The 23,016-nt window shown below is 38.5% G+C and carries 18 protein-coding genes; 14 read left to right on the forward strand and 4 right to left on the reverse strand.

Annotation, left to right across the window (positions count from 1 at the left end; all coding sequences use genetic code 11):
- The first annotated feature begins 46 nt into the window (after positions 1 to 46).
- The 8 genes from nosZ (at position 47) to L1275_RS06675 (ending at position 7,769) form a co-directional block, all read left to right on the forward strand.
- Positions 47 to 2,011 carry a Sec-dependent nitrous-oxide reductase gene (gene nosZ, locus L1275_RS06640; protein WP_253471072.1) on the forward strand — a complete coding sequence of 655 codons (1,965 nt, stop codon included), beginning with the start codon at positions 47 to 49 and terminating at the stop codon, positions 2,009 to 2,011.
- 15 nt (positions 2,012 to 2,026) lie between these two features.
- Positions 2,027 to 2,662, forward strand: coding sequence for a hypothetical protein (locus L1275_RS06645; RefSeq protein WP_253471074.1), 636 nt, complete (start codon positions 2,027 to 2,029; stop codon positions 2,660 to 2,662).
- Complete coding sequence (locus L1275_RS06650; RefSeq protein ID WP_253471076.1) at positions 2,631 to 3,071, forward strand: nitrous oxide reductase accessory protein NosL; 441 nt, start codon at positions 2,631 to 2,633, stop codon at positions 3,069 to 3,071. The genes L1275_RS06645 and L1275_RS06650 overlap by 32 nt, the downstream gene beginning before the upstream one ends.
- Before the next feature lie 44 nt (positions 3,072 to 3,115).
- Entirely contained in the window at positions 3,116 to 4,354 is a 1,239-nt protein-coding gene (locus L1275_RS06655) for a nitrous oxide reductase family maturation protein NosD (RefSeq protein WP_371923451.1), read from the forward strand.
- Complete coding sequence (locus tag L1275_RS06660; RefSeq protein ID WP_253471078.1) at positions 4,341 to 5,045, forward strand: ABC transporter ATP-binding protein; 705 nt, start codon at positions 4,341 to 4,343, stop codon at positions 5,043 to 5,045. Before L1275_RS06655 ends, L1275_RS06660 begins: the two co-directional genes overlap by 14 nt.
- 5 nt (positions 5,046 to 5,050) lie before the next feature.
- Positions 5,051 to 5,833 carry an ABC transporter permease subunit gene (locus L1275_RS06665; RefSeq protein ID WP_253471079.1) on the forward strand — a complete coding sequence of 261 codons (783 nt, stop codon included), beginning with the start codon at positions 5,051 to 5,053 and terminating at the stop codon, positions 5,831 to 5,833.
- A gap of 178 nt (positions 5,834 to 6,011) precedes the next feature.
- Positions 6,012 to 6,872, forward strand: coding sequence for a neutral zinc metallopeptidase (locus L1275_RS06670; RefSeq protein ID WP_253471081.1), 861 nt, complete (start codon positions 6,012 to 6,014; stop codon positions 6,870 to 6,872).
- Positions 6,873 to 6,986: 114 nt separating this feature from the next.
- Positions 6,987 to 7,769 carry a hypothetical protein gene (locus tag L1275_RS06675; RefSeq protein WP_253471083.1) on the forward strand — a complete coding sequence of 261 codons (783 nt, stop codon included), beginning with the start codon at positions 6,987 to 6,989 and terminating at the stop codon, positions 7,767 to 7,769.
- Here L1275_RS06675 and L1275_RS06680 read toward each other — a convergent pair whose 3' ends face one another.
- Complete coding sequence (locus L1275_RS06680) at positions 7,770 to 9,305, reverse strand: YifB family Mg chelatase-like AAA ATPase (RefSeq protein WP_253471085.1); 1,536 nt, start codon at positions 9,303 to 9,305, stop codon at positions 7,770 to 7,772. It lies immediately after the preceding gene.
- Between the two features lie 356 nt (positions 9,306 to 9,661).
- Here L1275_RS06680 and L1275_RS06685 point away from each other — a divergent pair, with 356 nt between their 5' ends.
- The 3 genes from L1275_RS06685 to L1275_RS06695 all read left to right on the forward strand — a co-directional run bounded on the left by L1275_RS06685 (position 9,662) and on the right by L1275_RS06695 (position 15,567).
- A complete protein-coding gene (locus L1275_RS06685; protein ID WP_253471087.1) occupies positions 9,662 to 10,813 on the forward strand; it encodes an efflux RND transporter periplasmic adaptor subunit in 1,152 nt (383 codons plus the stop codon).
- Between the two features lie 46 nt (positions 10,814 to 10,859).
- Complete coding sequence (locus L1275_RS06690) at positions 10,860 to 14,012, forward strand: efflux RND transporter permease subunit (RefSeq protein ID WP_253471089.1); 3,153 nt, start codon at positions 10,860 to 10,862, stop codon at positions 14,010 to 14,012.
- An 88-nt stretch (positions 14,013 to 14,100) separates the two neighbouring features.
- Positions 14,101 to 15,567, forward strand: coding sequence for an efflux transporter outer membrane subunit (locus L1275_RS06695; protein ID WP_253471091.1), 1,467 nt, complete (start codon positions 14,101 to 14,103; stop codon positions 15,565 to 15,567).
- 138 nt (positions 15,568 to 15,705) lie between these two features.
- Here the strand turns inward: L1275_RS06695 and L1275_RS06700 are convergent, their stop codons facing one another.
- Positions 15,706 to 17,565 carry an ATP-binding cassette domain-containing protein gene (locus L1275_RS06700; RefSeq protein WP_253471093.1) on the reverse strand — a complete coding sequence of 620 codons (1,860 nt, stop codon included), beginning with the start codon at positions 17,563 to 17,565 and terminating at the stop codon, positions 15,706 to 15,708.
- Between the two features lie 160 nt (positions 17,566 to 17,725).
- On the reverse strand, positions 17,726 to 19,327 hold the full coding sequence (locus L1275_RS06705; RefSeq protein ID WP_253471094.1) for an ABC transporter substrate-binding protein: 1,602 nt from the start codon (positions 19,325 to 19,327) through the stop codon (positions 17,726 to 17,728).
- A 93-nt stretch (positions 19,328 to 19,420) separates the two neighbouring features.
- On the opposite strand from L1275_RS06705, the gene mtaB reads away from it, so the two are divergent.
- Entirely contained in the window at positions 19,421 to 20,758 is a 1,338-nt protein-coding gene (mtaB, locus tag L1275_RS06710; RefSeq protein WP_253471096.1) for a tRNA (N(6)-L-threonylcarbamoyladenosine(37)-C(2))-methylthiotransferase MtaB, read from the forward strand.
- A 144-nt stretch (positions 20,759 to 20,902) separates the two neighbouring features.
- Here the strand turns inward: mtaB and L1275_RS06715 are convergent, their stop codons facing one another.
- On the reverse strand, positions 20,903 to 21,184 hold the full coding sequence (locus tag L1275_RS06715; protein WP_253471098.1) for a GNAT family N-acetyltransferase: 282 nt from the start codon (positions 21,182 to 21,184) through the stop codon (positions 20,903 to 20,905).
- A 233-nt stretch (positions 21,185 to 21,417) separates the two neighbouring features.
- Here L1275_RS06715 and L1275_RS06720 point away from each other — a divergent pair, with 233 nt between their 5' ends.
- Together L1275_RS06720 and L1275_RS06725 are read left to right on the forward strand one after the other, a co-directional pair.
- Positions 21,418 to 22,095 carry an alpha/beta hydrolase gene (locus L1275_RS06720; protein WP_253471100.1) on the forward strand — a complete coding sequence of 226 codons (678 nt, stop codon included), beginning with the start codon at positions 21,418 to 21,420 and terminating at the stop codon, positions 22,093 to 22,095.
- Positions 22,070 to 22,975, forward strand: coding sequence for a lytic transglycosylase domain-containing protein (locus L1275_RS06725; RefSeq protein WP_253471103.1), 906 nt, complete (start codon positions 22,070 to 22,072; stop codon positions 22,973 to 22,975). Before L1275_RS06720 ends, L1275_RS06725 begins: the two co-directional genes overlap by 26 nt.
- The last annotated feature ends 41 nt before the right edge of the window (positions 22,976 to 23,016 follow it).

Genomic DNA, 23,016 nt, shown 5'->3' on the forward strand with positions numbered 1-23,016 from the left:
AGTTGCATTGCGTTAGCGCTACGTCTTAATTTTTAATATATATATTATGAAAAAAGTTTTAAGAACATTTCTTATGTTCGCTATGCTGGGAGTTATTCTCACTAGTTGTAGCAAACAGAAATCTAGCAGTTCATCACAAGGAGCTTTAAGTTCCAATGCCGCAGAGCGGGTTTATGTCGCTCCGGGTGAATATGATGAATATTACGGTTTTTTCTCTGGGGGATTCAGTGGGCAACTTTCGGTTTACGGACTGCCTTCAGGAAGACTCTTTAAGGTAATTCCCGTTTTTTCTCAAGATCCTGAGTCCGCCTATGGTTATAGTGAGGAAAGCAAACCGATGTTAATGACTTCACATGGATTTATCCCTTGGGATGATTCCCACCATCCTGATATTTCTCAAACAGAGGGAGAATTAGATGGTCGGTGGATTTTTATCAATGGAAATAATACTCCGAGAATTGCTCGAATCGACTTACAAGATTTCAGTACTGCCGAAATTATAGAAATTCCCAACAGTGCCGGTAATCACAGTTCTTCTTTTGTAACAGAAAACACGGAGTATGTAGTAGCTGGAACTCGATTTTCTGTACCTATTCCACAACGCGATATGCCTATAAAAGATTATAAAGGAAACTTCAAAGGCTCGTTAAGTTTTATCAGTGTAGATAAAACATCGGGAAATATGGATTTGGCTTTTCAAATTATGATGCCCGGATTTAATTATGATTTAGCGCATCCCGGACGCGGAAAGTCACACGGTTGGTTTTTCTTTACCACCTACAATACCGAAGAAGCCCATAGTTTGTTAGAAGTCAATGCTTCTCAAAACGACAAAGATTTTATAGCTGCCATCAATTGGAAAAAAGCCGAAGAATACATTAAGGCAGGAAAGGGTAAAAAACAAGCTGTTAAATATGCCCATAACAGACACAATACTGAAACGCACACTGCCACTTCTACCATAAAAGACGAGGTATTAATTCTAGACGCTAGTGAGTTACCGGGTTTAGTATATTTGCTCCCTACACCAAAATCGCCTCACGGTTGCGATGTTGACCCCAGTGGTGAATACATCATTGGAAACGGTAAATTATCGGCCAACTTGACGGTTCATTCGTTCACAAAAATGCTGAAAGCCATAGAGGATAAAAAGTTTGATGGGGAATCATACGGTATTCCGATCCTTAAATTTGATGATGTCTTAGCGGGAGTTGTAGAGCAGCCTGGTCTGGGGCCTTTACATACGGAATTTGACGGCAAAGGAAATGCTTATACAACCTTCTTTATTTCTTCAGAAGTGGTCAAATGGAAAATCGGAACCTGGAAAATCATCGATAGAAAACCTACCTACTACTCCGTAGGTCACTTAATGATTCCCGGCGGTAATTCGAGAAATCCCGACGGTAAATATCTGGTTGCTATGAACAAAATTACCAAAGACAGATACTTGCCTGTTGGACCAGACATGAACCATTCCGCTCAATTATATGATATTACAGGAGATAAGATGGAATTGTTACTTGATTTCCCTACAGTGGGTGAGCCGCATTATGCCGCAGCCATAAAAGCGGATAAAATTATGTCTAAATCGCGCCAGATTTATAAACTTTCCGAAAACAAACACGCCTATGTAGCCAAATCACCCAACGATGCCAAGGTCGTACGAGATGGTAAAAATGTACATGTTTATATGACTATGATACGAAGTCACTTCACACCCGACAATATAGAAGGCATCAAAGTTGGGGATAAAGTGTTCTTCCATGTCACCAATTTAGAACAAGATTTTGACGTCCCACATGGCATCAGTATGTTGGGAGCTAATACAACCGAGCTTTTGGTATCCCCAGGAAAAACAGAAACCTTTGTTTGGGAACCTAAGGAAGTTGGAGTCTGGCCATTCTATTGTACGGATTTTTGTTCGGCATTGCATCAAGAAATGCAAGGATATGCTCGAGTATCACCCGCCAATTCCAACATTGGGTTGTCTTGGTCTTTAGATGACGAATAGTTAAAATCTACAAATATGCAGAAAGCAAGTATATTAATGATTCTAGGATCCACGGCATTGCTGGGACTGTTTGCTTTTCCTTTGTGGAACATCATGTTAGGTGCTCCGCAATACCCGGTGCCCTTAGGCATGAATATTTATATTCAAGGTATCGTTGGAGTTTCTGAATTTGATCTCCAAAATATCGATGGATTAAATCACTATATCGGCATGAAAACCATACCTAAAACAGAAGACATGTGGGAATTTAAAGTGTTTCCACTGGTTATTGGCTCAATGAGCGCAATTGGAATTGCATTGGGTATAGGAGGACTGTTCAAGAAAGTACAACCGTCGCTTTTCTTGACTTGGTTTGTTGTAATGACGAGTTTAGGTCTATTGGGAATGTACGACTTTTATTTATGGCTGGTGGATTACGGTACCAATCTGGATCCACAAGCCATAATGAAAATGGTTGATGTCCATGGAAAACCATTGAGTTATCAACCGCCCTTATTGGGACATCGAAAAATATTAAATTTTGATGCTTATTCCTATCCTCAATTGGGGGCCTACCTCATGTTATTGGGGATGGGAATGACATTAGCATCCTTTTTTATCGGACAACGAGCCAAATATCATGAAAAAAAATATATCCATATTTCTAATTAGCGCTTGTATTTTTAGCGCTTGTAATAAAAATCCGCAACCGATCACTTATGGAAGTGACGGTTGTGATTTTTGTCGCATGACCATCGTTGATCAGGCGCATGCGGCCCAAGTAGTCACGGTCAAGGGGAAAAACTATAAGTTTGACGCCATCGAGTGTATGATTTATTTTTTAGACGAGAAAGATGAGTCACAATACTCGCATATACTCTGTGCCTCCCTAACGCAACCCGGAACGATGATTTCTTCAACGGAGGCTACATTTATCATTTCTCCTAAAATACCAAGCCCCATGGGTGCATTTCTATCTGCGGTTTCAGATCGGAATGAAGCGGCGGAAATTATCAAAGACAGTGGGGGCGAAATTTATAATTGGCGAGCGATCAAGACCGAGTTAAACAAAAATTTATAAGCTTAATAATCCTTAAACATCTCAAACATTTGAAAGTACATTCTATTTTTTTATTTGCGCTATTCTTTTTCCTCTCTCCCTTAGTTAGTTCTGCAGATACTTTAATTGTATGCTCAAATTGTCCGTATACTTCGATTAAAGACGCCATACGAGAATCCCAGAATTTCGATACTATTTTGGTTAAAAAAGGCATTTATAAGGAAATTGAAATTACCGTTGATAAACCGTTGACCTTAATAGCTGAAAAAGGCGCTGTAATCGATGGAGAAGAAAAAGGTGAAATCATCGTAATTAAATCGGACTGGGTAACGGTAGACGGCTTTACAATCATCAATGTTGGAACTAGCTATATCAAGGATTTTGCCGCCATAAGGGTACGATCAAGTAGACATTTTACAATTGCAAACAACACCATAAAAAACTTATTCTTTGGAATCTATATAGAAAAGTCAAAAAAAGGTGTTATCAGCGGTAATAAAATATATGGCAAAGCCATCAATGAGTTTAATTCTGGCAACGGAATTCAACTGTGGTACAGCAATGAAATAAGCATTGATAATAATGTAGTATGGCAAGTTCGAGACGGTATCTATTTAGAATTCTCCAACTTTTGTGTAATTACGCGCAATGAAAGTGCCCATAACGTTCGTTATGGGCTACACTTTATGTTTTCTAACGACGATTTAGTATCGGATAACACCTATGATAATAACGGAGCAGGAGTGGCTATTATGTTTTCAAAAAACATGCAGATGCATCACAATATTTTTAAAAACAACTGGGGTTCCGCTGCCTATGGAGTACTGCTTAAAGAAGTTAATGACACCAAGATCAACAACAATACTTTTTTTAGAAATACCACTGGGATCAACATTGAGGGATCCAATCGCATCGAATACCTTCACAATGATTTTATCAGCAACGGCTGGGCCATTAATTCGAGAGGAGCAAATTATTACAATACGATCAATTACAATAATTTTATGCACAACTCGTTCGACCTTGTATATCACGGCGGTGTGAATCACAACGATTTCCACTCCAATTACTGGAGTAGTTATACCGGATATGATTTAGATAAAGATGGCATTGGAGATATACCCTATCGGCCCGTAAAACTATTTTCATATATCGTAAATAAAACCCCCGAAGCCATCCTGTTTTTACGAAGTCTATTTGTAGATATCATTGATTTTTCAGAAAAGGTATCTCCGATTTTCACCCCGGATCACTTGATGGATAACGCACCACTTATGAAGAAAATAAAACATGATAAAAATTGAACAACTGTATAAAAAATTCGGCCATAATTCCGTTCTAAGAGGCATTGATTTGGACATCAGCGAAGGAAGTGTTTTAGCACTACTTGGACCTAATGGTTCTGGTAAAACCACTCTGACCAAGTGCATTTTAGGAATGGTTTTCCCCGATTCGGGCCAAGTTTACTTTAAGGGGCAATCGATTGAAAAACAATGGGAATACCGCAATCAGATCGATTATTTACCGCAAATTGCCAATTTTCCAAATAACCTCACTGTTCAGGAACTAATTAAGATGATCAAAGACCTTCGGAATTGTAAGGCAATAAAAGAACAAGAACTCATTGAAGTTTTTAAGCTGCATCCCTTTTTAAATAAAAAACTGAACAAGCTCTCTGGAGGTACGAAACAAAAGGTTAACCTACTGCTCACCTTTATGTTTGACAGCCCAGTCCTGATCCTTGATGAACCGACTACGGGATTGGATCCGAGTGCCTTAATTGTTTTAAAAAAATTGATTAATGATGCCAAATCGGCAAACAAAACCATCTTAATTACTTCCCATATCATGAGCTTTGTCGAAGAAATTACAGAAGAAATCATCTATATACTGGAGGGACGCATATACTTTAGAGGCCGTATAGCCGTACTAAAAGAAACGACCAAACAGTCCGATTTTGAACATGCCATTGCCTCGATTCTAACAAATTATTAAAAATCATGCTTAAAATACTCAAATACAGTTTTTACGACTTGATCCGCAGCCGTTGGAGTTATATCTATCTAACCTTTTACTTACTATTGGGGTTTGTACTGTTGTTTTTAAATAATGACCTGTCCAAAGCGGTTATCACATTGTTGAATGTCGTCATCATTTTAGTGCCGTTAATCGGTACTTTATTTGGTGTGATGTATTATTACGATTCCAAGGAATTTACAGAACTGCTATTGGCACAGCCGCTAAAGAGATCGTCGATATTTTTAGGGCAATATCTCGGTGTTTCTTTATCACTTTCGTTGAGTGTACTTCTCGGTTTGGGAATTCCTTTTATATTATACGGTTTACTAGAATCTTCTGCTATATGGAATTTTACTTTATTAATAGTGGTGGCCGTATTCCTAACGTTTATTTTTACCGCGCTATCTTATAATATTGCGCTATCCAACGAAAACAAAATAAGGGGGTTTGGGCTTTCGATTTTAATGTGGCTCTTTCTCGCAATAATTTACGACGGTATTTTTCTAATTTCGCTAATGGTATTCGACGATTATCCGCTCGAAAACCTTTCGTTAGTCGGGACACTTTTTAATCCAATCGACCTTTCACGCATATTAATTTTACTCCAATTAGACATCTCTGCCCTATTTGGCTATACAGGAGCTTTATTTAAAAAATTCTTCGGCAGTACTCTCGGATTTCTCCTATCCCTAGCTTGCCTACTTTTGTGGATACTGATCCCGATACTACGCATCAAATACATTTCCAACAAAAAAGATTTTTAAATTATACTTTTAGGCATCTAAAACACTGCTAATGATCCAATTCCACAATCGAAATACGCTATCAATACTGCAATAATTTCGCACTAGTGTTACCTAATATATAAGTTTCATTAAAAAAACACCTCATTCAGCGCAACCAATTTATTATTTCATTAAATTTATTAAAAAAAGTAAAGCTATGAAATGGAGAGGTTCAGAAGAAAGTAAAAACGTCACGGATCGTCGTGGTATGTCTGGCGGTGGTAAAGCGGTGTTAGGCGGTGGAATTATCGGGGTTGTAATTTTATTACTCAATCTTTTTGGAGGTGAATCCGTACAGCAATTGACACCCATTTTAGAGCAATTTAATCAAAATGCATCGTCAACAACCGAAGAAACGCGTACGCGAACATTAACGCCCGAAGAAGTTGAAATGGGTCAAATGGTTAAGGTAATATTTCGCTATACAGAAAACACTTGGTCTGAAGTTTTTAAGCAACACAATCAAACGTATAGAGAACCTAAGATGGAACTTTTTGAAAACAACATCAATACCAAATGTGGAGCTGCTACAGCTGATGTTGGTCCATTCTATTGTCCAGCCGATGAAACGGTCTATATGGATCTGAATTTCTTTAAGGAATTACACAGTCGATTTGGTGCTAAGGAGGGTGACTTTGCGATTGCCTATGTTATAGCACATGAAGTGGGCCATCATATACAAACTTTGCTCGGCACCTCGAATCAAGTTAGAAAATTACAGAGTCAGACCGATGCTAAGGGCGCCAATAAATTGTCTGTAGCCCTTGAGTTACAAGCCGACTTTTATGCCGGTGTATGGGCGAAACACAATCAAAAATACCTCGATGCTGGCGATATAGAAATTGCGCTTAGTGCAGCTCAAGCCGTTGGCGATGATGCTATTCAAAAACGCACTCAAGGACATGTTACACCTGATTCTTTTACTCACGGTACATCGGCACAGCGAAAAGAATGGTTTATGAAAGGTTATAATACCGGCGATATCACTCAGGGTGATACGTTTAAAGATTTGAAATAACTCGGTACTATTTAAAAAATCAGCGTATGCAAATGCCTTTGTTTACGCTGATTCTTTACTTTTAAATTAGTATTTTTGTCGCTTGATTTCAACCAAGCCTCAAAACTCTAATTCATGAAAGATATACAGCAACGATTAAAGACTATACAAACGGAAGGAATAAACATCTCGGTTTTCAACCTATTAAGTGATGCGAGTAAAATTTATCCAAAAATAGCTATAGTTGCTGGATTAACTACGATACTTTTAGCCATCATCTTTTCTACCATTGCAAGCGTTGGCCTGCTGATATACACCCAAGATCCTAAGGTTATATTTACTTTTATGACCAATTTCGATCCTCTTTTCTTACCGATCGATGGACTGATTACCTACACTTTAGTTACTAGTATTGGTACGGGTATCTCCGTAATTTTTAGTGCTGGCTTTATTAAAATGGCCGCTGATGCTTATCAAGACAAACCCATTGTATTGGGAACAGCATTTACCTACCTTAAAAACAAAGCGTGCTTACAATTATTTACAGCGCATTTCGTAATTACGCTCGTCTTCACCGTATTGTCTCTCTATCTTCAGATGGAAAATTTGCAGTATGTCGCCTTGGCAATCAACTGGATCGTCAGTTCATTAACTGTATTGGTTACCCCGCTGATTATTTTTGGAAATCTATCCGCTTTTGACGCGATTAAACACAGTGTGAATATCGTTAACAAACAACCCTTCCAAATCATTGCCTTATTGTTGTTTGGTAGTCTCTTAGCCGGTGCTGGTTTATTACTTTTTATAGTCGGTGTCATTTTTACTTTACCGTTTATATACTGTGTTTATTTTATGTTATATCAAACAACAATTGGTTACATCGAAGAAAAGGAAGAACAAGAACAAGAACAAGAATAGTTACATCCAACCTTCTCGATCGAGACTACGGTATTGTATTGCTTCTGCAATGTGATGGGATGCTACATCCGTTTTCCCTTCTAAGTCTGCAATAGTTCTGGCTACTTTTAAAATGCGATCGTAAGCCCTAGCTGATAAATTTAGTCGCTCCATCGCCTCTTTTAATAAAGACAATGAAGTATCGTTTAGCACACAATGCGTTCGAATCAATGGGGTTGACATTTGTGCATTATAATGTATACCGGGCACATCCTTATATCTTTGCGATTGAATTTCACGTGCTTTAACCACTCTCTTTCGAATGGCATTACTGTCTTCGGCTAAATCGGTTTCCGCTAATTTTTCAAAGGGCACTGGATTTACTTCGATATGAATGTCAATTCGATCTAAAAGGGGCCCAGATATTTTGTTCAAATAGCGTTGTATTTCTAAGGGCGTAGATTGTATTGCAGCATCGGGATCTTTAAAAAAACCACTGGGACTTGGATTCATACTCGCCACCAACATAAATGATGACGGATAGGTTATCGTAAATTTTGCCCGAGCAATCGTCACTTCGCGATCTTCCAAAGGTTGTCGCATCACTTCCAAAACCTCTCTTTTAAATTCGGGTAATTCATCCAAAAACAATACACCGTTGTGTGCGAGAGATATTTCTCCCGGTTGTGGGTAACTCCCCCCTCCTACTAGAGAAACCGATGAAGCAGTATGGTGTGGGTTTCGAAACGGGCGATGCCGCATCAGACCAAGGTCTTTGACTTTTCCAACTACACTGTGTATTTTTGTGGTTTCCAGAGCCTCATCCATCGTCATGGGTGGTAATATACTGGGTAATCTTTTTGCCAACATGGTTTTTCCAGAACCGGGAGGCCCTATCAAAATAATATTATGTCCCCCAGCAGCAGCAATTTCCATACATCGCTTAATACTCTCTTGTCCTTTAACCTCTTTAAAATCCATGCCTTCATAATGGTGTTGCACCTGATCAAACTCGGCTTTTAAGTCAACAGCGGTCGCTTTTAAAACCAATTTTTCTTCAAAAAAATCAATAACCTCCTGTATATTCTGTACTCCATATACCTCTAATCCCTCCACAATAGCCGCTTCTTGAGCATTTTGAATCGGTAAAACCAATCCTTTAAAACCTTCAGCTTTCGCTTGAATTGCAATGGGTAAGGCTCCTTTTATCGGCTGTAACCCCCCATCTAAAGACAGTTCTCCCATGATGACATACTGGGATTGCGTGGTCGTTTTAATTTGCTTGGAATCCATCAATACGCCTATGGCCAAGGTCAGATCATAGGCAGAACCCTCTTTTCGAAGATCGGCTGGAGCCATATTGACAATAATCTTTCGTCCCGGCCATTTATAACCGTTGTTCTTTAATGCCGCAGCAATTCTATAACTGCTTTCCTTGATCGCATTATCAGGCAAGCCCACCAAGTGATAGCCAATGCCCGTATCCATACTCACTTCAATAGTGATCGTAGATGCTTCAATTCCAAATACAGCACTTCCAAATATTTTTGTAATCATAATTTTATCTATTTTAAAGAGAATAAAATATACTATTTCCGTGAAAAGCCTCGTATTTGATATTAGAAATAGCTAAAACACGCTAAATCTTGTAGAATGACTCCACGAATCGAGAACATTGTTCACATAAAAATGTGAGAGACAAAAAAACAAGTGTAATCGCTTTTCATAATTTTAAAAATAAACATAAAAAGCTATTAAACAAATAGTTGTACATATAATTTGAAGTGAGATCGGTTAAATTCTCGCCTTATTTTCCTCTCCATTTCAAATGGCATTGTCATTGACTATGCAGTAGTACGAAGCCCATGCGGTATCGACTCACTTTTATATACTAGAATTTCAATTGCATACATATGATTACAAAAAGCAAAAACATCATCGTTGGTCTTTCTTCACTTTTATTGATCGGCACACTTATTAGTTTAAGTAGGTGTAATATGATTACCCCAAAACCGGTAGATCCAAAAGAGAATGCATTAACCTTACCGGTGCTTAAAATCGATACGACTACGGCCATAACCGTAAAGAACTATATAGGAAATATAGAGGGAAAAATCAATGTGGAGATTCGTCCACAGGTTGAGGGATCACTCGATAAAATATTTGTTGACGAGGGCGCCTTTGTCAAGGAAGGGCAAGCTTTATTTCAAATCAATCCCATGCCGTATCAAGAGATTTTAAACAACGCTATCGCCAATGAAAACGTTGAGAAAGCCAAGTTAAAAAATGCGCGATTAGAGATTGACCGATTAAAACCGCTTATCGACAATGAGGTCATCGCAGAAGTGCAATTGGAAACGGCAAAATCCAATTATGAAATTGCCAAAGCCAATTTAGCGAAAGCAACAGCAGCGGTGGGCAGTGCAAAAATCAATCTCGAATATACCTTAATCAAAGCCACAGTTAGTGGATATATCGGTAGAATCCCAAAGCGCATTGGGAATTTAGTAGCCAAAAATGACAGTCAACCGCTAACGGTTTTATCTGATGTAAGTGATGTCTATGTGTATTTTGGTATGAGTGAATCCGATTTTTTATATTTCACCAAAGATGCTCAAAAGGCTGATACAGCACGGATAACCTCATCGGGACAAATTTTACCCGAGGTTTCATTGATCCTCGCAGACGGTCATGAATACGGTGAAAAAGGTGTAGTAGACGCCATTGACGGTCAAGTGAACCGCAGCACGGGTGCCATATCCTTACGCGCCACCTTTCCCAATTCAAAAGACGTTATGAGATCGGGTAATACCGGTACTGTAAAACTACAGGAATCTCGCAATCACGTCATTTTAGTACCTCAGGTTGCAACTACTGCGATACAAGATAAAACTTTCGTCTATCTCTTGGATGCTGAAAGTAAAGTAAAATTACAAGCCATTACCATCGAGGGCAGTTCTGGAGACAACTACATCGTAACTCAAGGACTTGTTAGAGGCGACATCGTCATACAAACAGGCTTTGACAAACTTACTGAGGGTATGTATATCAAACCTCAATTATAGCGGAATAAGCGCTAAAAAACTCCTTTTTTCAATCAACAGAGAAACTATGCTAAAAGCCATTATAAATCGTCCCATCCTAGCGACAGTCATTTCGATGATGTTTATCTTATTAGGTTTAGTTGGGCTCAAAATGTTACCCATAACTCGATTTCCTGACATCGCTCCCCCTAGTGTTACCGTTTCAATGTCCTATCCCGGCGCGAATGCGGAAACCATGGCTCAAAGTGTCTTATTGCCCATTGAAGAAGCCATCAACGGTGTAGACAACATGACCTACATTTCGTCAAAAGCCAGTAACAGTGGTTCGGGATCGGTTAATATCTATTTTGAAGCCGGTACGGATCCAGATCAAGCGGCAGTCAATGTACAGAATCGCGTTTCCAAAGCTTCCAGTCAAGTTCCAGCTGAAGTTACTGAAGCGGGAATTTCTGTAACTCCCCGTCAAAATGGAAACATCATGACGATCAATTTCTTCAGCGACCATCCACAGGGAATATACGATGAAACCTTTTTACAAGCCTATTCACAAATCAATCTCAACCGCGAGCTGTTACGCGTTCCCGGCGTGGCATCAGTCAGCCGAATTGGCTCGAGAGATTACTCGATGCGTACTTGGTTAAATCCAGACAAACTCGCCTCATACAACCTGATTCCTCAAGATGTTATCGCGGCTATTAAAGATCAGAACTTTGAGATTGCTCCCGGAAAATTCGGAGAAACTTCCGATGAAGTCTTTGAAACGGCCTTAAAGCACAAAGGGAGATTTAGCCTACCCGAGGAATTTGAAAATTTAGTCATAAAAACCAATGAAGACGGATCTATTTTATTTTTAAAAGACATTGCCAGAGTCGAATTTGGCGCGTCAAATGTTGGGAGTGATAACCGAGTAAATGGTTTTCCCGGATTGACGATGAATATCACTCAAACCAGTGGTTCTAATGCCCGAGATATCGATATCGGTGTTCGAGAAGTATTGGAAAAAGTATCGAAAACCTTTCCAAAAGGAATTAAATATGAAATCAGTTATTCTGTAAAAGATCAAATTGACGAATCCATCAGTCAAGTTCGAAGTACGCTTTTCGAAGCTTTCTTCTTGGTGTTTATCATCGTTTTCCTGTTTTTACAAGATATGCGATCAACTATTATTCCGGTTTTATCGATTCCCGTATCCCTATTGGGTACCTTGTTTTTTATCTACTTGTTGGGTTTCTCGATTAATGTATTAACGATGTTTGCGCTTGTACTGGCCATTGGTATCGTCGTCGATGATGCGATTGTAGTGGTCGAGGCTATACACGAAAAAATGCACCAAACCGGTATGAAAGCCAAGGCAGCAACGGTGTCGACCATGAGTGAAATTACTCGAGCCATCCTTTCCATTACTATGGTGATGGCAGCAGTTTTCTTGCCTGTTGGTTTTAAGGAAGGTCCGTCGGGTTTGTTTTATAAACAGTTTGCCTATACCCTAGCGATTGCGATTTTAATTTCAGCCGTAAATGCGTTGACCTTAAGTCCTGCTTTATGTGCGTTGTTTTTAAAACCCCCTACCGAGCTTGAAAAACCCGAAGTTATCGATCACCGCAATAAATTTGAACGCGTTAAAGGTCGTTTTTTCTTTGCCTTTAATGTCGCCTTTGACCGCTTTACCGGAAAATACGTGTTGCTGCTTCAAAAAATCATTGAAAGAAAGAAAATTTCCCTAATAGCCCTAGCCCTTGTAATCGGCTTAGGAGTGGTCATCATGCTAAAAACACCTGCGGCTTTTATTCCGACAGAAGACGATAGTTTTATCACCTATTCCTTAGCCTTACCTCCGGGAGCTTCACTAGCGAGAACCAAAGTCGTTTTGGCCAAAGCAGACAGTATCTTGCAAAAGAGACCTGAAATTCAAGGAATGACCAATATTTCTGGTTATAATACCATTGACGGTAGTAGTAGCCCTTCATTTGCTGTAGGTTATATCAACCTCAAACCGTACAAGGAGCGAGGAAAAGTTAAAAACATCAACGTAATTATTGAAAACATCCACCGCGATTTATCGGTATTAAACGAGGCTACTTTCAACGTATTTCCACGACCGACCATGCAGGGTTTTGGTGATTTCAGCGGTGTCGAATTTGTGTTACAAGATCGTTTAGGCGGAGGGTTTGACAAATTTAGCAGTACAGCCGATTCGTTTATTAAAGAAATCAATCAACGTCCTGAAATCGCTAATTCCTTTACGTCTTTTAAAGCCAATTTCCCCCAATATGTATTGGATATTGACAACGTTAAAGCCAAGGCATTGGGCGTCAGTGTCAAGGAATTGATGACTACCATAAGATCGTATTACGGTCGTGTACAAGCTGGTGATTTTAGTCGTTTTGGACGTCAATATCGCGTCTATATGCAAGCCGATGTCGACTATAGAAACGACCCGCAATCCTTTAAATCTATATATGTAAAAAATAATAAGGGCGAAATGTTACCGGCAAATACCCTAGTTAAACTGAGAAAAGTATTGGGACCCGAAACCGTTACGCGATATAACTTATACAACGCGATTTCGATCAACGCCAATCCAGCACCGGGTTATAGTACTGGTGATGCGATTAAAGCCATAGAGGAAGTTGCCGCAAACTTACCTGGAAATTATTCGTACGAATTTACCGGTATGAGTGCAGAGGAAAAAACCTCGGGCAATCAAGCCATCATGATTTTCGGATTAAGTCTGCTGTTTATTTATTTTTTACTGGCAGCACAATACGAAAGTTATTTATTGCCGTTGGCGATATTACTATCGGTTCCAACTGGATTATTCGGCGTTTTCCTATTGATTAATATGGTGGGATTACAGAATAATATTTATGTACAAGTGGGTTTAATTATGCTGATTGGTCTCTTAGCTAAAAATGCGATATTAATCGTTGAATTTGCACTTCAACAGCGCAAGCAAGGTGCTTCTATACTCGATGCTTCCATACAAGGCGCAAAGATGAGGCTTCGCCCTATCTTGATGACTTCTTTAGCATTCGTTGCGGGCCTCACGCCATTGATGTGGACTGTTGGCCCATCGGCTCAAGGAAACCACTCGATTAGTTTTAGTGCAGCTGGTGGTATGTTATTTGGCGTCGGACTGGGTTTACTGTTTATCCCGCTTTTGTTTTATGTCTTTCAGAGTTTAGATGAAACATTAAAAAGCCGATTTACCAACGAATAATCCGTTAGTCGCCAGCCAATCAACAAGCTGTTATAGTCTGGATGTAACACCAAGCTACACTACAGTAAATATTTTAAGACCAAAACTTATGAAAAAACAAATCATCTCGTTCCAGTCCCTTATAGTAATCAGCTTTGTCGCCATAGTCGTTAGCTCTTGTGTGACCAAGTCCAAATACACTCCACCTCAATTTGAGGTCCCAACGGTATATCGAACATTAGATTCGATAAACAACGTTCAGGATTCTGTCGGAATTGCCGATATTGATTGGAAATCTTTCTTTGTCGATCCGCAGTTAATTGAATGGATTGATATGGGGTTAGCACACAATTTTGATATGCAGAAAGCCATACAAAATATAGAAATTGCCAACCAAAAGGTGCGCCAAGCTAAAATGGGTTGGCTCCCTTCGGTTAATGTTGACGCGGGAAATGTCGCCTATCAATACCGCTCGGAAAATTATTACGGTTCAGCGGCCTCGAATTGGTATGCCGACAAAGGAGAAACCGCACCTCAATCGATGTATGTCAATGCTGCGCAACATATATCAGCCTTACAAGTTAGTTGGGAAATTGATATTTGGGGAAAGATAAAAAGTCAAAAAGCAGAAGCACTAGCGCGTTACTTACAAACTTATGAAGCTCAAAAAACAGTACAAACCGAAATCATTTCGAGCATAGCCGAAGGATATTACAATTTATTACTGCTTGACGCCCAACTAGAGGTCGCTCAAACCAATTTTGAATTGAGTAACAATACGTTAAAGATCGTACAATTGCAGCGTGATGCGGGTCAGATTACTTCTTTAGCGATCCAACAAACCCGTTCACAAATGTTAGTAGCCAAAGCTTTAATTCCGTCTTTAAATCAACAAATTGCCTTACAAGAAAATGCCTTAATGCTTTTGATGGGGCAATTTCCCAAAGGATTACCACGACAAGCTAAATTAGGCGACCTGACTTATGAAGAAACTCTAAGTGCAGGGATTCCCTTGTATATGGTTAGTAGAAGACCCGATGTTCGAGCTGCAGAATTAGAATTAAAAGCTAAAAATGCCTTAGTAGGGGTCTCTCAAGCCAATCGATACCCCTCTTTAAAAATAGATGTAAGTGGAGGTCTTAACAGTATGCTTGCCGAAAACTGGTTTAATATTCCCGGATCCCTATTCGGGAGTCTTATTGGGACTCTAACACAACCGATCTTTCAGAAACGAAAACTAAAAACCGATTTTGAAGTAGCGAAACTCGAGCGAAAAAAATCGGAAATTGATTTTCAAATGACGGTTTACACCGCGATTAATGACGTCACAGATGCCTTGATCACTTTGGATCAATTAGACAAGCAACTCGAGATTGCCGAAGAACAAGTAACGACTTCTCAATTGGGAATCAAACAATCTAATCTATTATTCAACAGTGGTTTTGCCACTTATTTAGAAATTATCAATGCACAAAGAGTTGCATTGGACAACGAATTAAACCTCAACAAACTCAAACAAAACAAATTACTAGCCCGTGTAAAACTTTACAAATCACTCGGAGGAGGTTGGAAGTAACCAAGCAATCCTTATAGCTTAAACCTTAACTTAGATGAATCAACTTCTCTATATTAATATACAAAAAATCCGCAAATAAACCAAAAGTTTAGATGCGGATTTTATTATTTCAAAAGAATTTAATCGGTCTAAAATAAACTATGATTCATTTTTAGCTGAAAGCTCAAACCAACGTTCTTCCTTATCCTCCATTTTCTTTAAAATGCTTTTTAATTCACTTGCTTTCTTGGCAATCGAAGCCTCATCAGCAACTTTACCTTCGGCAAACATGGTCTCAATTTCTATTTTCTTCAACTCTAAATCTTTGATTTCGCGTTCAATTTTTTGAAATTCTTTTTGCTCTTGAAATGTCAATCCCACTTTTTTCTGAGCTTCTTTCCAATTGACTTTTTCTTTAGGCTCTTCTTTTACCGGTTCCGCACTATCTTCATAACTTCTAAAGTCAGAGTAGTTACCTGGAAAATCTTCTACTTCACCTTTTCCTCTAAAGACAAACAAGTGATCGACGATTTTATCCATAAAATAACGGTCGTGAGAAACCACTAATAAACATCCCGGATAATCCAATAAGAAACTTTCCAATACGTTTAAAGTAACAATATCTAAATCGTTGGTAGGCTCATCGAGAATCAAGAAATTAGGATTCTGAATCAAAACCGTACACAGGTACAAACGTTTTAATTCACCTCCGCTTAATTTCTCTACGAAATCGTACTGTCTTTTTCTATCGAATAAAAAGCGTTCCAACAATTGTGCTGCCGAAATCATACGCCCTTTGGACAATGGAATATATTCTCCGAATTCCTTAATGATATCAATTACTTTCTGCCCTTCTTTTGGTTGAATACCACTTTGGGTATAGTAACCTATTTTGATGGTCTCCCCAACTGTGATCTTCCCTTTGTCTGGCAAAATAGTTTGGGTAATCATATTTAAAAAAGTTGACTTTCCAGTTCCATTTTTACCGATGATACCAATGCGTTCTCCTTTGTTAAAATTGTACGAAAAATTATCTAGTATGACCTTATCTCCAAAACTCTTAGATACCTTGATCAACTCAATGACGTTACTACCGATACGTCCCATATCGATTTCCAACTCCACCTTATGTTCTTTTCTTCGGCTACTGGCCTTTTCTTTTATCACATAAAAATCGTCTTGACGCGATTTGGACTTAGTAGTTCTCGCTTTAGGCTGACGACGCATCCAATCCAATTCTTTTACAAATAGATTTTGTGCTTTGTCTATACTGGCATTTTCGGCCGCAATACGCTCTTCTTTCTTCTCTAAATAATACGAGTAGTTTCCTTTGTATTGGTATAACTTTCCGTTTTCTAATTCAATGATTTCATTACAAACTCGTTCCAAGAAAAAACGGTCGTGAGTAACCATAAATAAAGTAATATTCTCTTTGGCGAAATAATTCTCCAACCATTCGATCATTTCTAAATCCAAGTGGTTGGTAGGCTCATCCAATATCAATAAATCAGGTCTATTGATTAATATAATAGCCAAGGCCAAACGTTTTTTCTGACCTCCAGAAAGCGTTTTAACCTTGAGTTTGAAGTCCTCTAGTTTTAGTTTAAACAGTATCTGTTTGTATTGGGTTTCAAAATCCCATGCATTATGCATATCCATTTGCTCAAAGGCTTTTTGATAAGCATCTGCATCTTCCGGGTTTTCCAAAGCTTTTTCATAAGCCGAAATTACCGTTAGGATTTCATTGTCCGATGCAAAGATGCTTTCCTCAATGGTTAAATCATCTTGCAATGAGGGCTCCTGAGACAAAAATGCCATACGAATTCCCTTTCTGATAACTACTTGCCCTGTGTCGGGAGTATCTTCACCAGTAATAATTTTTAAAATGGAGGTTTTTCCAGAACCATTTTTAGCTACAAAAGCAATTTTTTGATCTTTGTTTATTCCAAAAGACAAATCTTCGAACAAGGTTCTTGCTCCGTAAGATTTGGATAAGTTTTCTACTGATAAATAATTCACGGGTAATTTCTTTTTTTACAAAAATAGGCTTTTATTTCTCATAAAGAGAATCGCAGCTTTTATTTAGCCCTCTAAACTGTTAATCAGTGAATTAAAATATAGAGAATCTACCATTCCCCAGCTAATTTTGCCATACCTCTTAAAAAGTAACCGTATAAGCTTAGTCTTTTTTTACCCTTTTTAATTGTAGGGCGTTCATCGGGTTGATTCCGAGTCCGTGCACATTCTTTTGAGAAAAACGAGCAACCCTATCATAAAACAAAACAATCACGGGTACATCTCTATAAATCCAATTATCCAGCTGTTGGTATAATTTCACTCGCTTATTTGAATCGATTTCCGAAAAGGAGGCATTGTAAACTCGATCAAAATCCGCATTGCCGTATCGGGTATAATTAGGGCCATTTGGCGCTTTATTGTTCGAATAAAACAACGAGAGATAATTTTCAGCATCGGGGTAATCGGCAATCCAACTGGCACGAAAAAAATCAACTTTACCCGTTGCAATTCCCTGTCGCAACGTGGCCGGAGGTGAAACATCGACCTGTACATCAATTCCGATTTTTTGCCATTCCCGTTGTAGATATTCTGCAATATCGATATAGGACGCATTGGTCGACAAGGTCAACTGTGGCTTTATTGCCGTATCTCGTGTAAATTCACTGACTAATTTCTTAGCTTCCAGCGCATCGAAATCCACTGTATTGTCAGCCGTAAATCCCGCTAATCCTTGCGGAATAATACCGTTCACCTTGGAAGTACCCATACCATTTCTCAAGTACAACAACATCTTTTGTCGATCAAATCCGATGTTTAAAGCGCGTCGAATTCGAATATCATTAACGGCTGTATTATTGGATTCTAGATTAAAACCCAAATACTCCGTATTGAGGTAAGGACCGGTAACCAATTGAATGCGATCGGCATACTTAGCACGCAATTGCCCTTCTTCAGTAATAATTTCATCGGTATAAGAGGGATCTAGACCCGAAATAAAATCTAATTTACCTTGTATAAATTGCAAAAACGCACTTTGTTTGTCTGGTAAAAAAGTGATGGCGATCGATTCTAAATAGGGCAATGCTTTCCCTTGCTCATCTTTTTCAAAATATCGAGGATTTTTACGCAACACTAACTTGATGTTCTCCTCCCAATATTTAAAATAAAACGGTCCCGTACCAATGGGATGTGATCTAAAATCATGTGATAAATCGTCTGCAACTTCTTTGGGCAGCACCGAAGCATACTTCATAGTGAGCAGTCCCATAAAAGCGGGAAAGGCCTCTTTTAATTCCAATTGAAATACCGTATCATTAATCGCTTTATAACGGGCTACTTTCTGTAAAATCCACGCTCCAGGTGAGGCCGTCTTGGCATCGATCAAACGGTCGAAACTGTAGGTAAAATCACTAGCGACAACGGTTCGAGTACTGTCTTTACCAAAATTGATGTGGGGGTGAAAATAAACGTCTTTACGCAAATAAAAAGTATAGTTTTTCCCTGTATTATCCACGCTCCAAGAATGAGCAATGTCGGGTTGGATTTTCAAGGAATCGTCCAATTGAACCAAGCCATTAAAAAGTTGATTACAGGGCCATAAGATCGCTTGGTTTCTCGAAAAAGCGGGGTCTAAAGTCTGTATATTAGCACTTTCATTATATCTAAAAACCTGCTGTTCGCTATTTGAATTGGCGTTTTTCCGGCAGGAATACAGCGTCAAAAGTATACAAATTATTGATATATAATGCGTTAATGATTTCATCAAATGGAATTTTGTATGTAAATTTGCAGACCTTTTTATTTTTAAAAAAGTAAATATAATTCAAAGTTACCATTTAACGAGTAGCTTACAACTATGGAAAACAGAAAAAAAGTAGCTTTTTATACTTTGGGTTGCAAACTCAACTTCTCCGAAACCTCAACGATTGCTAGAAACTTCACTACAGAAGGTTTCGATCGTGTTGATTTTGAAGAGGAAGCCGATATTTATGTCATCAATACCTGTTCCGTAACAGAAAACGCCGACAAGCAGTTTAAGCAAATAGTCAAAAAGGCTTTAAAGAAAAACGACAAAGCCTTTATTGCTGCAGTGGGCTGTTATGCCCAATTAAAACCCGAAGAACTCGTTGCCGTAGATGGTGTTGATTTGGTTTTGGGGGCTACAGAAAAATTTAAGATCACCGATTACTTACACGATTTAACCAAAAATGATTTAGGCGAGATCCATTCGTGTGAAATCGAAGAGGCCGATTTCTATGTAGGTAGTTATTCTATTGGTGACCGTACTAGAGCTTTTTTAAAGGTGCAAGACGGTTGTGACTATAAGTGTACCTATTGTACGATTCCCTTGGCACGTGGTATTTCAAGAAGTGATACTATGGAAAGTGTCTTGAAAAACGCCAAAGAGATCTCGGAACAAAACATCAAGGAAATCGTTTTGACCGGTGTCAATATTGGCGATTACGGTAAAGGGGAATTTGGAAACAAAAAGCACGAACACACCTTTTTAGAATTGGTACAAGCCTTGGATCAAGTTGAAGGGATTGAGCGCTTGAGAATTTCTTCGATTGAGCCCAACTTATTAAAAAATGAGACCATCGATTTTGTTTCAAAAAGCCGCACATTCGTCCCTCATTTTCACATTCCATTACAATCGGGAAGTAACGAAATTCTGAAAAAGATGAAACGCCGTTATATGCGCGAACTCTATACGGAACGCGTCAATAAAATCCGAGAGGTTATGCCAGAAGCCTGTATAGGTGTCGATGTTATTGTCGGATTCCCTGGAGAATCGGAAGAATTGTTTTTGGAAACTTTTAATTTTTTAAACGAATTAAACATTTCCTATTTACACGTATTCACGTATTCGGAACGCGATAATACTGAGGCTGTACTGATGGAGAATCCGGTTCCCATGAATATCAGACATAAGAGAAGTAAAATGCTTCGCGGTTTATCGGTTAAAAAACGTCGCGCTTTTTACGAAAGTCAATTAGGCCAAGTCAAAACGGTACTTTTTGAAAGCGAAAATAGAGAGGGATATATTCAAGGATTTACAGAAAACTATGTCAAAGTAAAAACCCCTTGGAATCCGGAGTTGGTCAATACCTTACATCAAATCGAGTTGACCAAAATCGACGACGACGGTTTGGTACGCATGAATTTTGTTGAACAACCCGTTTATTTACATTAAGAAAAAATCGATCGATAAATCCAGTTATCAACAGGATTTATGAATCAACAATATACAAACCATCGTTATTATAATAAACTAAAAAACGGGTTACCATTTAGGTAACCCGTTTTTGTAATGTTATTGTTGTGTTTTGACTAAAAATTAAATTCTTATCCCTGGAGGTAATAGTTCCTTATAAGCAGGATTTTTTCTAAAAAAAGACACAATCTTCGGATGAGTAGGCACTACACGCCACTTGTTTTTCTCGGCCAGCGATAAAACACCCTTTATTAAATCGATCGATTGTTCTTGTACATCATCTTCCCAGCCTTTAAGTTTGGTTAGGAAAATTTTTCTTTCCTGAAGCGAATACTCTACACTCAGCATCCCGTTTTCAGTTTGCAGCTCAAATTGGCGTAAGAGCTCATTGTTCTTAATTTCCATTATTAATAGTTTTTGTGTTTTCAACAACTTTATCACGAGTTCATTATAGGATGAATAATAAAAGCTGATCATTTTTAATCATAAACCTTAATATATTCCAAACAAACTCACCGATATTTAAGATAAATTTAATCCTTGAGAAGTGTAAATAGCTGTTTTATTAGCTTATATTTAAAGCAAATTTCGGAATTTTATTTGACAATCCCTCCCTTTTTAAAGTTAATTTATTTAGAATGAACAAAATACCCATTTATTTCATGCCGGGCATGGCTGCTAGTTCCCGAATTTTCGAGAAGATTCATCTGTCAGAAGAGCTTTTTGAGTTTTACTATTTGGAATGGCTAACACCGATAGATCAGGAGAATTTAACAGATTATACCGCACGAATCGCAAAAAACATCCATCATGAAAACCCCGTATTAATTGGTGTATCTTTCGGTGGTATTATCGTTCAAGAATTAATGAAGATCATGACTACTCGCAAAACGATTATCATTTCTAGTGTTCGTTCAAACCAAGAGTATCCGTTAAAAATGAAATGGGCAAAAACCACTAAGATTTACAAGTTGTTTCCAACGAATTGGCTTTCCCAAATCGAGGGTACACTGGTTAAATTTGGCAGTGAAAAGCAAAAAAAGAAAATTAACCTATACCAACAATACCTGTCTATTCGCGATCCTAAATATCTGGATTGGGCTTTTGAGAATGTCATCAAATGGAATCGAAATCAAGCGGACCCCTCGATCATTCACATACACGGAGATCAAGATGAAGTTTTTCCCATACAAAACATCCATCAAGCCATTATAGTAAAAGGAGGTACACACGCCATGATTATTTATAAACACCATTGGTTTAATAAAAACCTAAGTAATATTATACTATATGATACATACGAACAACTGGATTAAAAATTCCTTGCTAATTGGAGCAGTAGCTGTGGTCGGCAGTACGTTTATTTACGCAACTTCCACTGGAACCAACACCAACAGTGTCGACGTTTCAAATCACGTTTATCTGCCCAACACCATCAATTTTGCAGGAGAAAAAGCCCCGCTAAATATTGTGGATGTCAAAGAGCGTCTCGATCGCGAAATGATTGTTAATGTGAACTTACATTCTTCTACAACCTTGGCCATCAAGAGAGCCAATCGCTATTTCCCGATCATCGAACCCATTTTAAAGAAAAATGGTATTCCAGACGATTTCAAGTATTTAGCAGTCATTGAGAGTGGACTGGCCAATGTGGTATCGTCAGCAGGGGCTAGAGGGTTTTGGCAGTTTATGCCCGCAACGGCCAAAGAATTCAGTATGGAAGTCACCGATACGGTAGACGAGCGTTATGATGTTGTTAAAGCAACTGAGGCAGCCTGTGAGTATTTTAAAAGAGCTAAAAACCGTTTCGGTACTTGGACTTTAGCAGCGGCTTCTTACAATCGCGGCATGGCTGGAGTCAGCAATCAATTAACAGCTCAACAGGTTTCGGATTATTACGATTTACTCTTGACAGAAGAAACATCACGCTATGTATTTAGAATCTTGGCTTTAAAGGAAATCATGCAAAATCCAGATAAATACGGTTATGCCTTACCGCAGTCAACCCTTTATCAACCGATTAAAACCAAAAACCTCGTTGTTAATACAGACATCGAAGATTTAGCTGCATTCGCCAAAGAACAAGGTATTAATTACAAGATTTTAAAACTGCACAATCCTTGGATGCGTGACACCAAACTAATCGTGACACCATTAAAAAATTATCTGGTAGAAATACCGACAGAAGGATATTAACCATATAAAAAAAGGGATTCATTTTATGAATCCCTTTTCTT

Origin of the sequence: Flavobacterium sp. HSC-61S13, from assembly GCF_024171535.1 — a bacterium.
Lineage (GTDB): Bacteria > Bacteroidota > Bacteroidia > Flavobacteriales > Flavobacteriaceae > Flavobacterium.

Excerpts from the sequence above, each read along its gene's own strand:
- nosZ (WP_253471072.1), top strand. The coding sequence starts at position 47 with ATGAAAAAAGTTTTAAGAACATTTCTTATGTTCGCTATGCTGGGAGTT.
- L1275_RS06660 (WP_253471078.1), top strand. The coding sequence starts at position 4,341 with ATGATAAAAATTGAACAACTGTATAAAAAATTCGGCCATAATTCCGTT.
- mtaB (WP_253471096.1), top strand. The coding sequence starts at position 19,421 with ATGGAAAACAGAAAAAAAGTAGCTTTTTATACTTTGGGTTGCAAACTC.
- L1275_RS06705 (WP_253471094.1), bottom strand. The coding sequence starts at position 19,327 with ATGAAATCATTAACGCATTATATATCAATAATTTGTATACTTTTGACG.
- L1275_RS06695 (WP_253471091.1), top strand. The coding sequence starts at position 14,101 with ATGAAAAAACAAATCATCTCGTTCCAGTCCCTTATAGTAATCAGCTTT.
- L1275_RS06645 (WP_253471074.1), top strand. The coding sequence starts at position 2,027 with ATGCAGAAAGCAAGTATATTAATGATTCTAGGATCCACGGCATTGCTG.
- L1275_RS06725 (WP_253471103.1), top strand. The coding sequence starts at position 22,070 with ATGATACATACGAACAACTGGATTAAAAATTCCTTGCTAATTGGAGCA.
- L1275_RS06650 (WP_253471076.1), top strand. The coding sequence starts at position 2,631 with ATGAAAAAAAATATATCCATATTTCTAATTAGCGCTTGTATTTTTAGC.
- L1275_RS06685 (WP_253471087.1), top strand. The coding sequence starts at position 9,662 with ATGATTACAAAAAGCAAAAACATCATCGTTGGTCTTTCTTCACTTTTA.
- L1275_RS06670 (WP_253471081.1), top strand. The coding sequence starts at position 6,012 with ATGAAATGGAGAGGTTCAGAAGAAAGTAAAAACGTCACGGATCGTCGT.
- L1275_RS06690 (WP_253471089.1), top strand. The coding sequence starts at position 10,860 with ATGCTAAAAGCCATTATAAATCGTCCCATCCTAGCGACAGTCATTTCG.
- L1275_RS06665 (WP_253471079.1), top strand. The coding sequence starts at position 5,051 with ATGCTTAAAATACTCAAATACAGTTTTTACGACTTGATCCGCAGCCGT.
- L1275_RS06675 (WP_253471083.1), top strand. The coding sequence starts at position 6,987 with ATGAAAGATATACAGCAACGATTAAAGACTATACAAACGGAAGGAATA.
- L1275_RS06720 (WP_253471100.1), top strand. The coding sequence starts at position 21,418 with ATGAACAAAATACCCATTTATTTCATGCCGGGCATGGCTGCTAGTTCC.
- L1275_RS06715 (WP_253471098.1), bottom strand. The coding sequence starts at position 21,184 with ATGGAAATTAAGAACAATGAGCTCTTACGCCAATTTGAGCTGCAAACT.
- L1275_RS06680 (WP_253471085.1), bottom strand. The coding sequence starts at position 9,305 with ATGATTACAAAAATATTTGGAAGTGCTGTATTTGGAATTGAAGCATCT.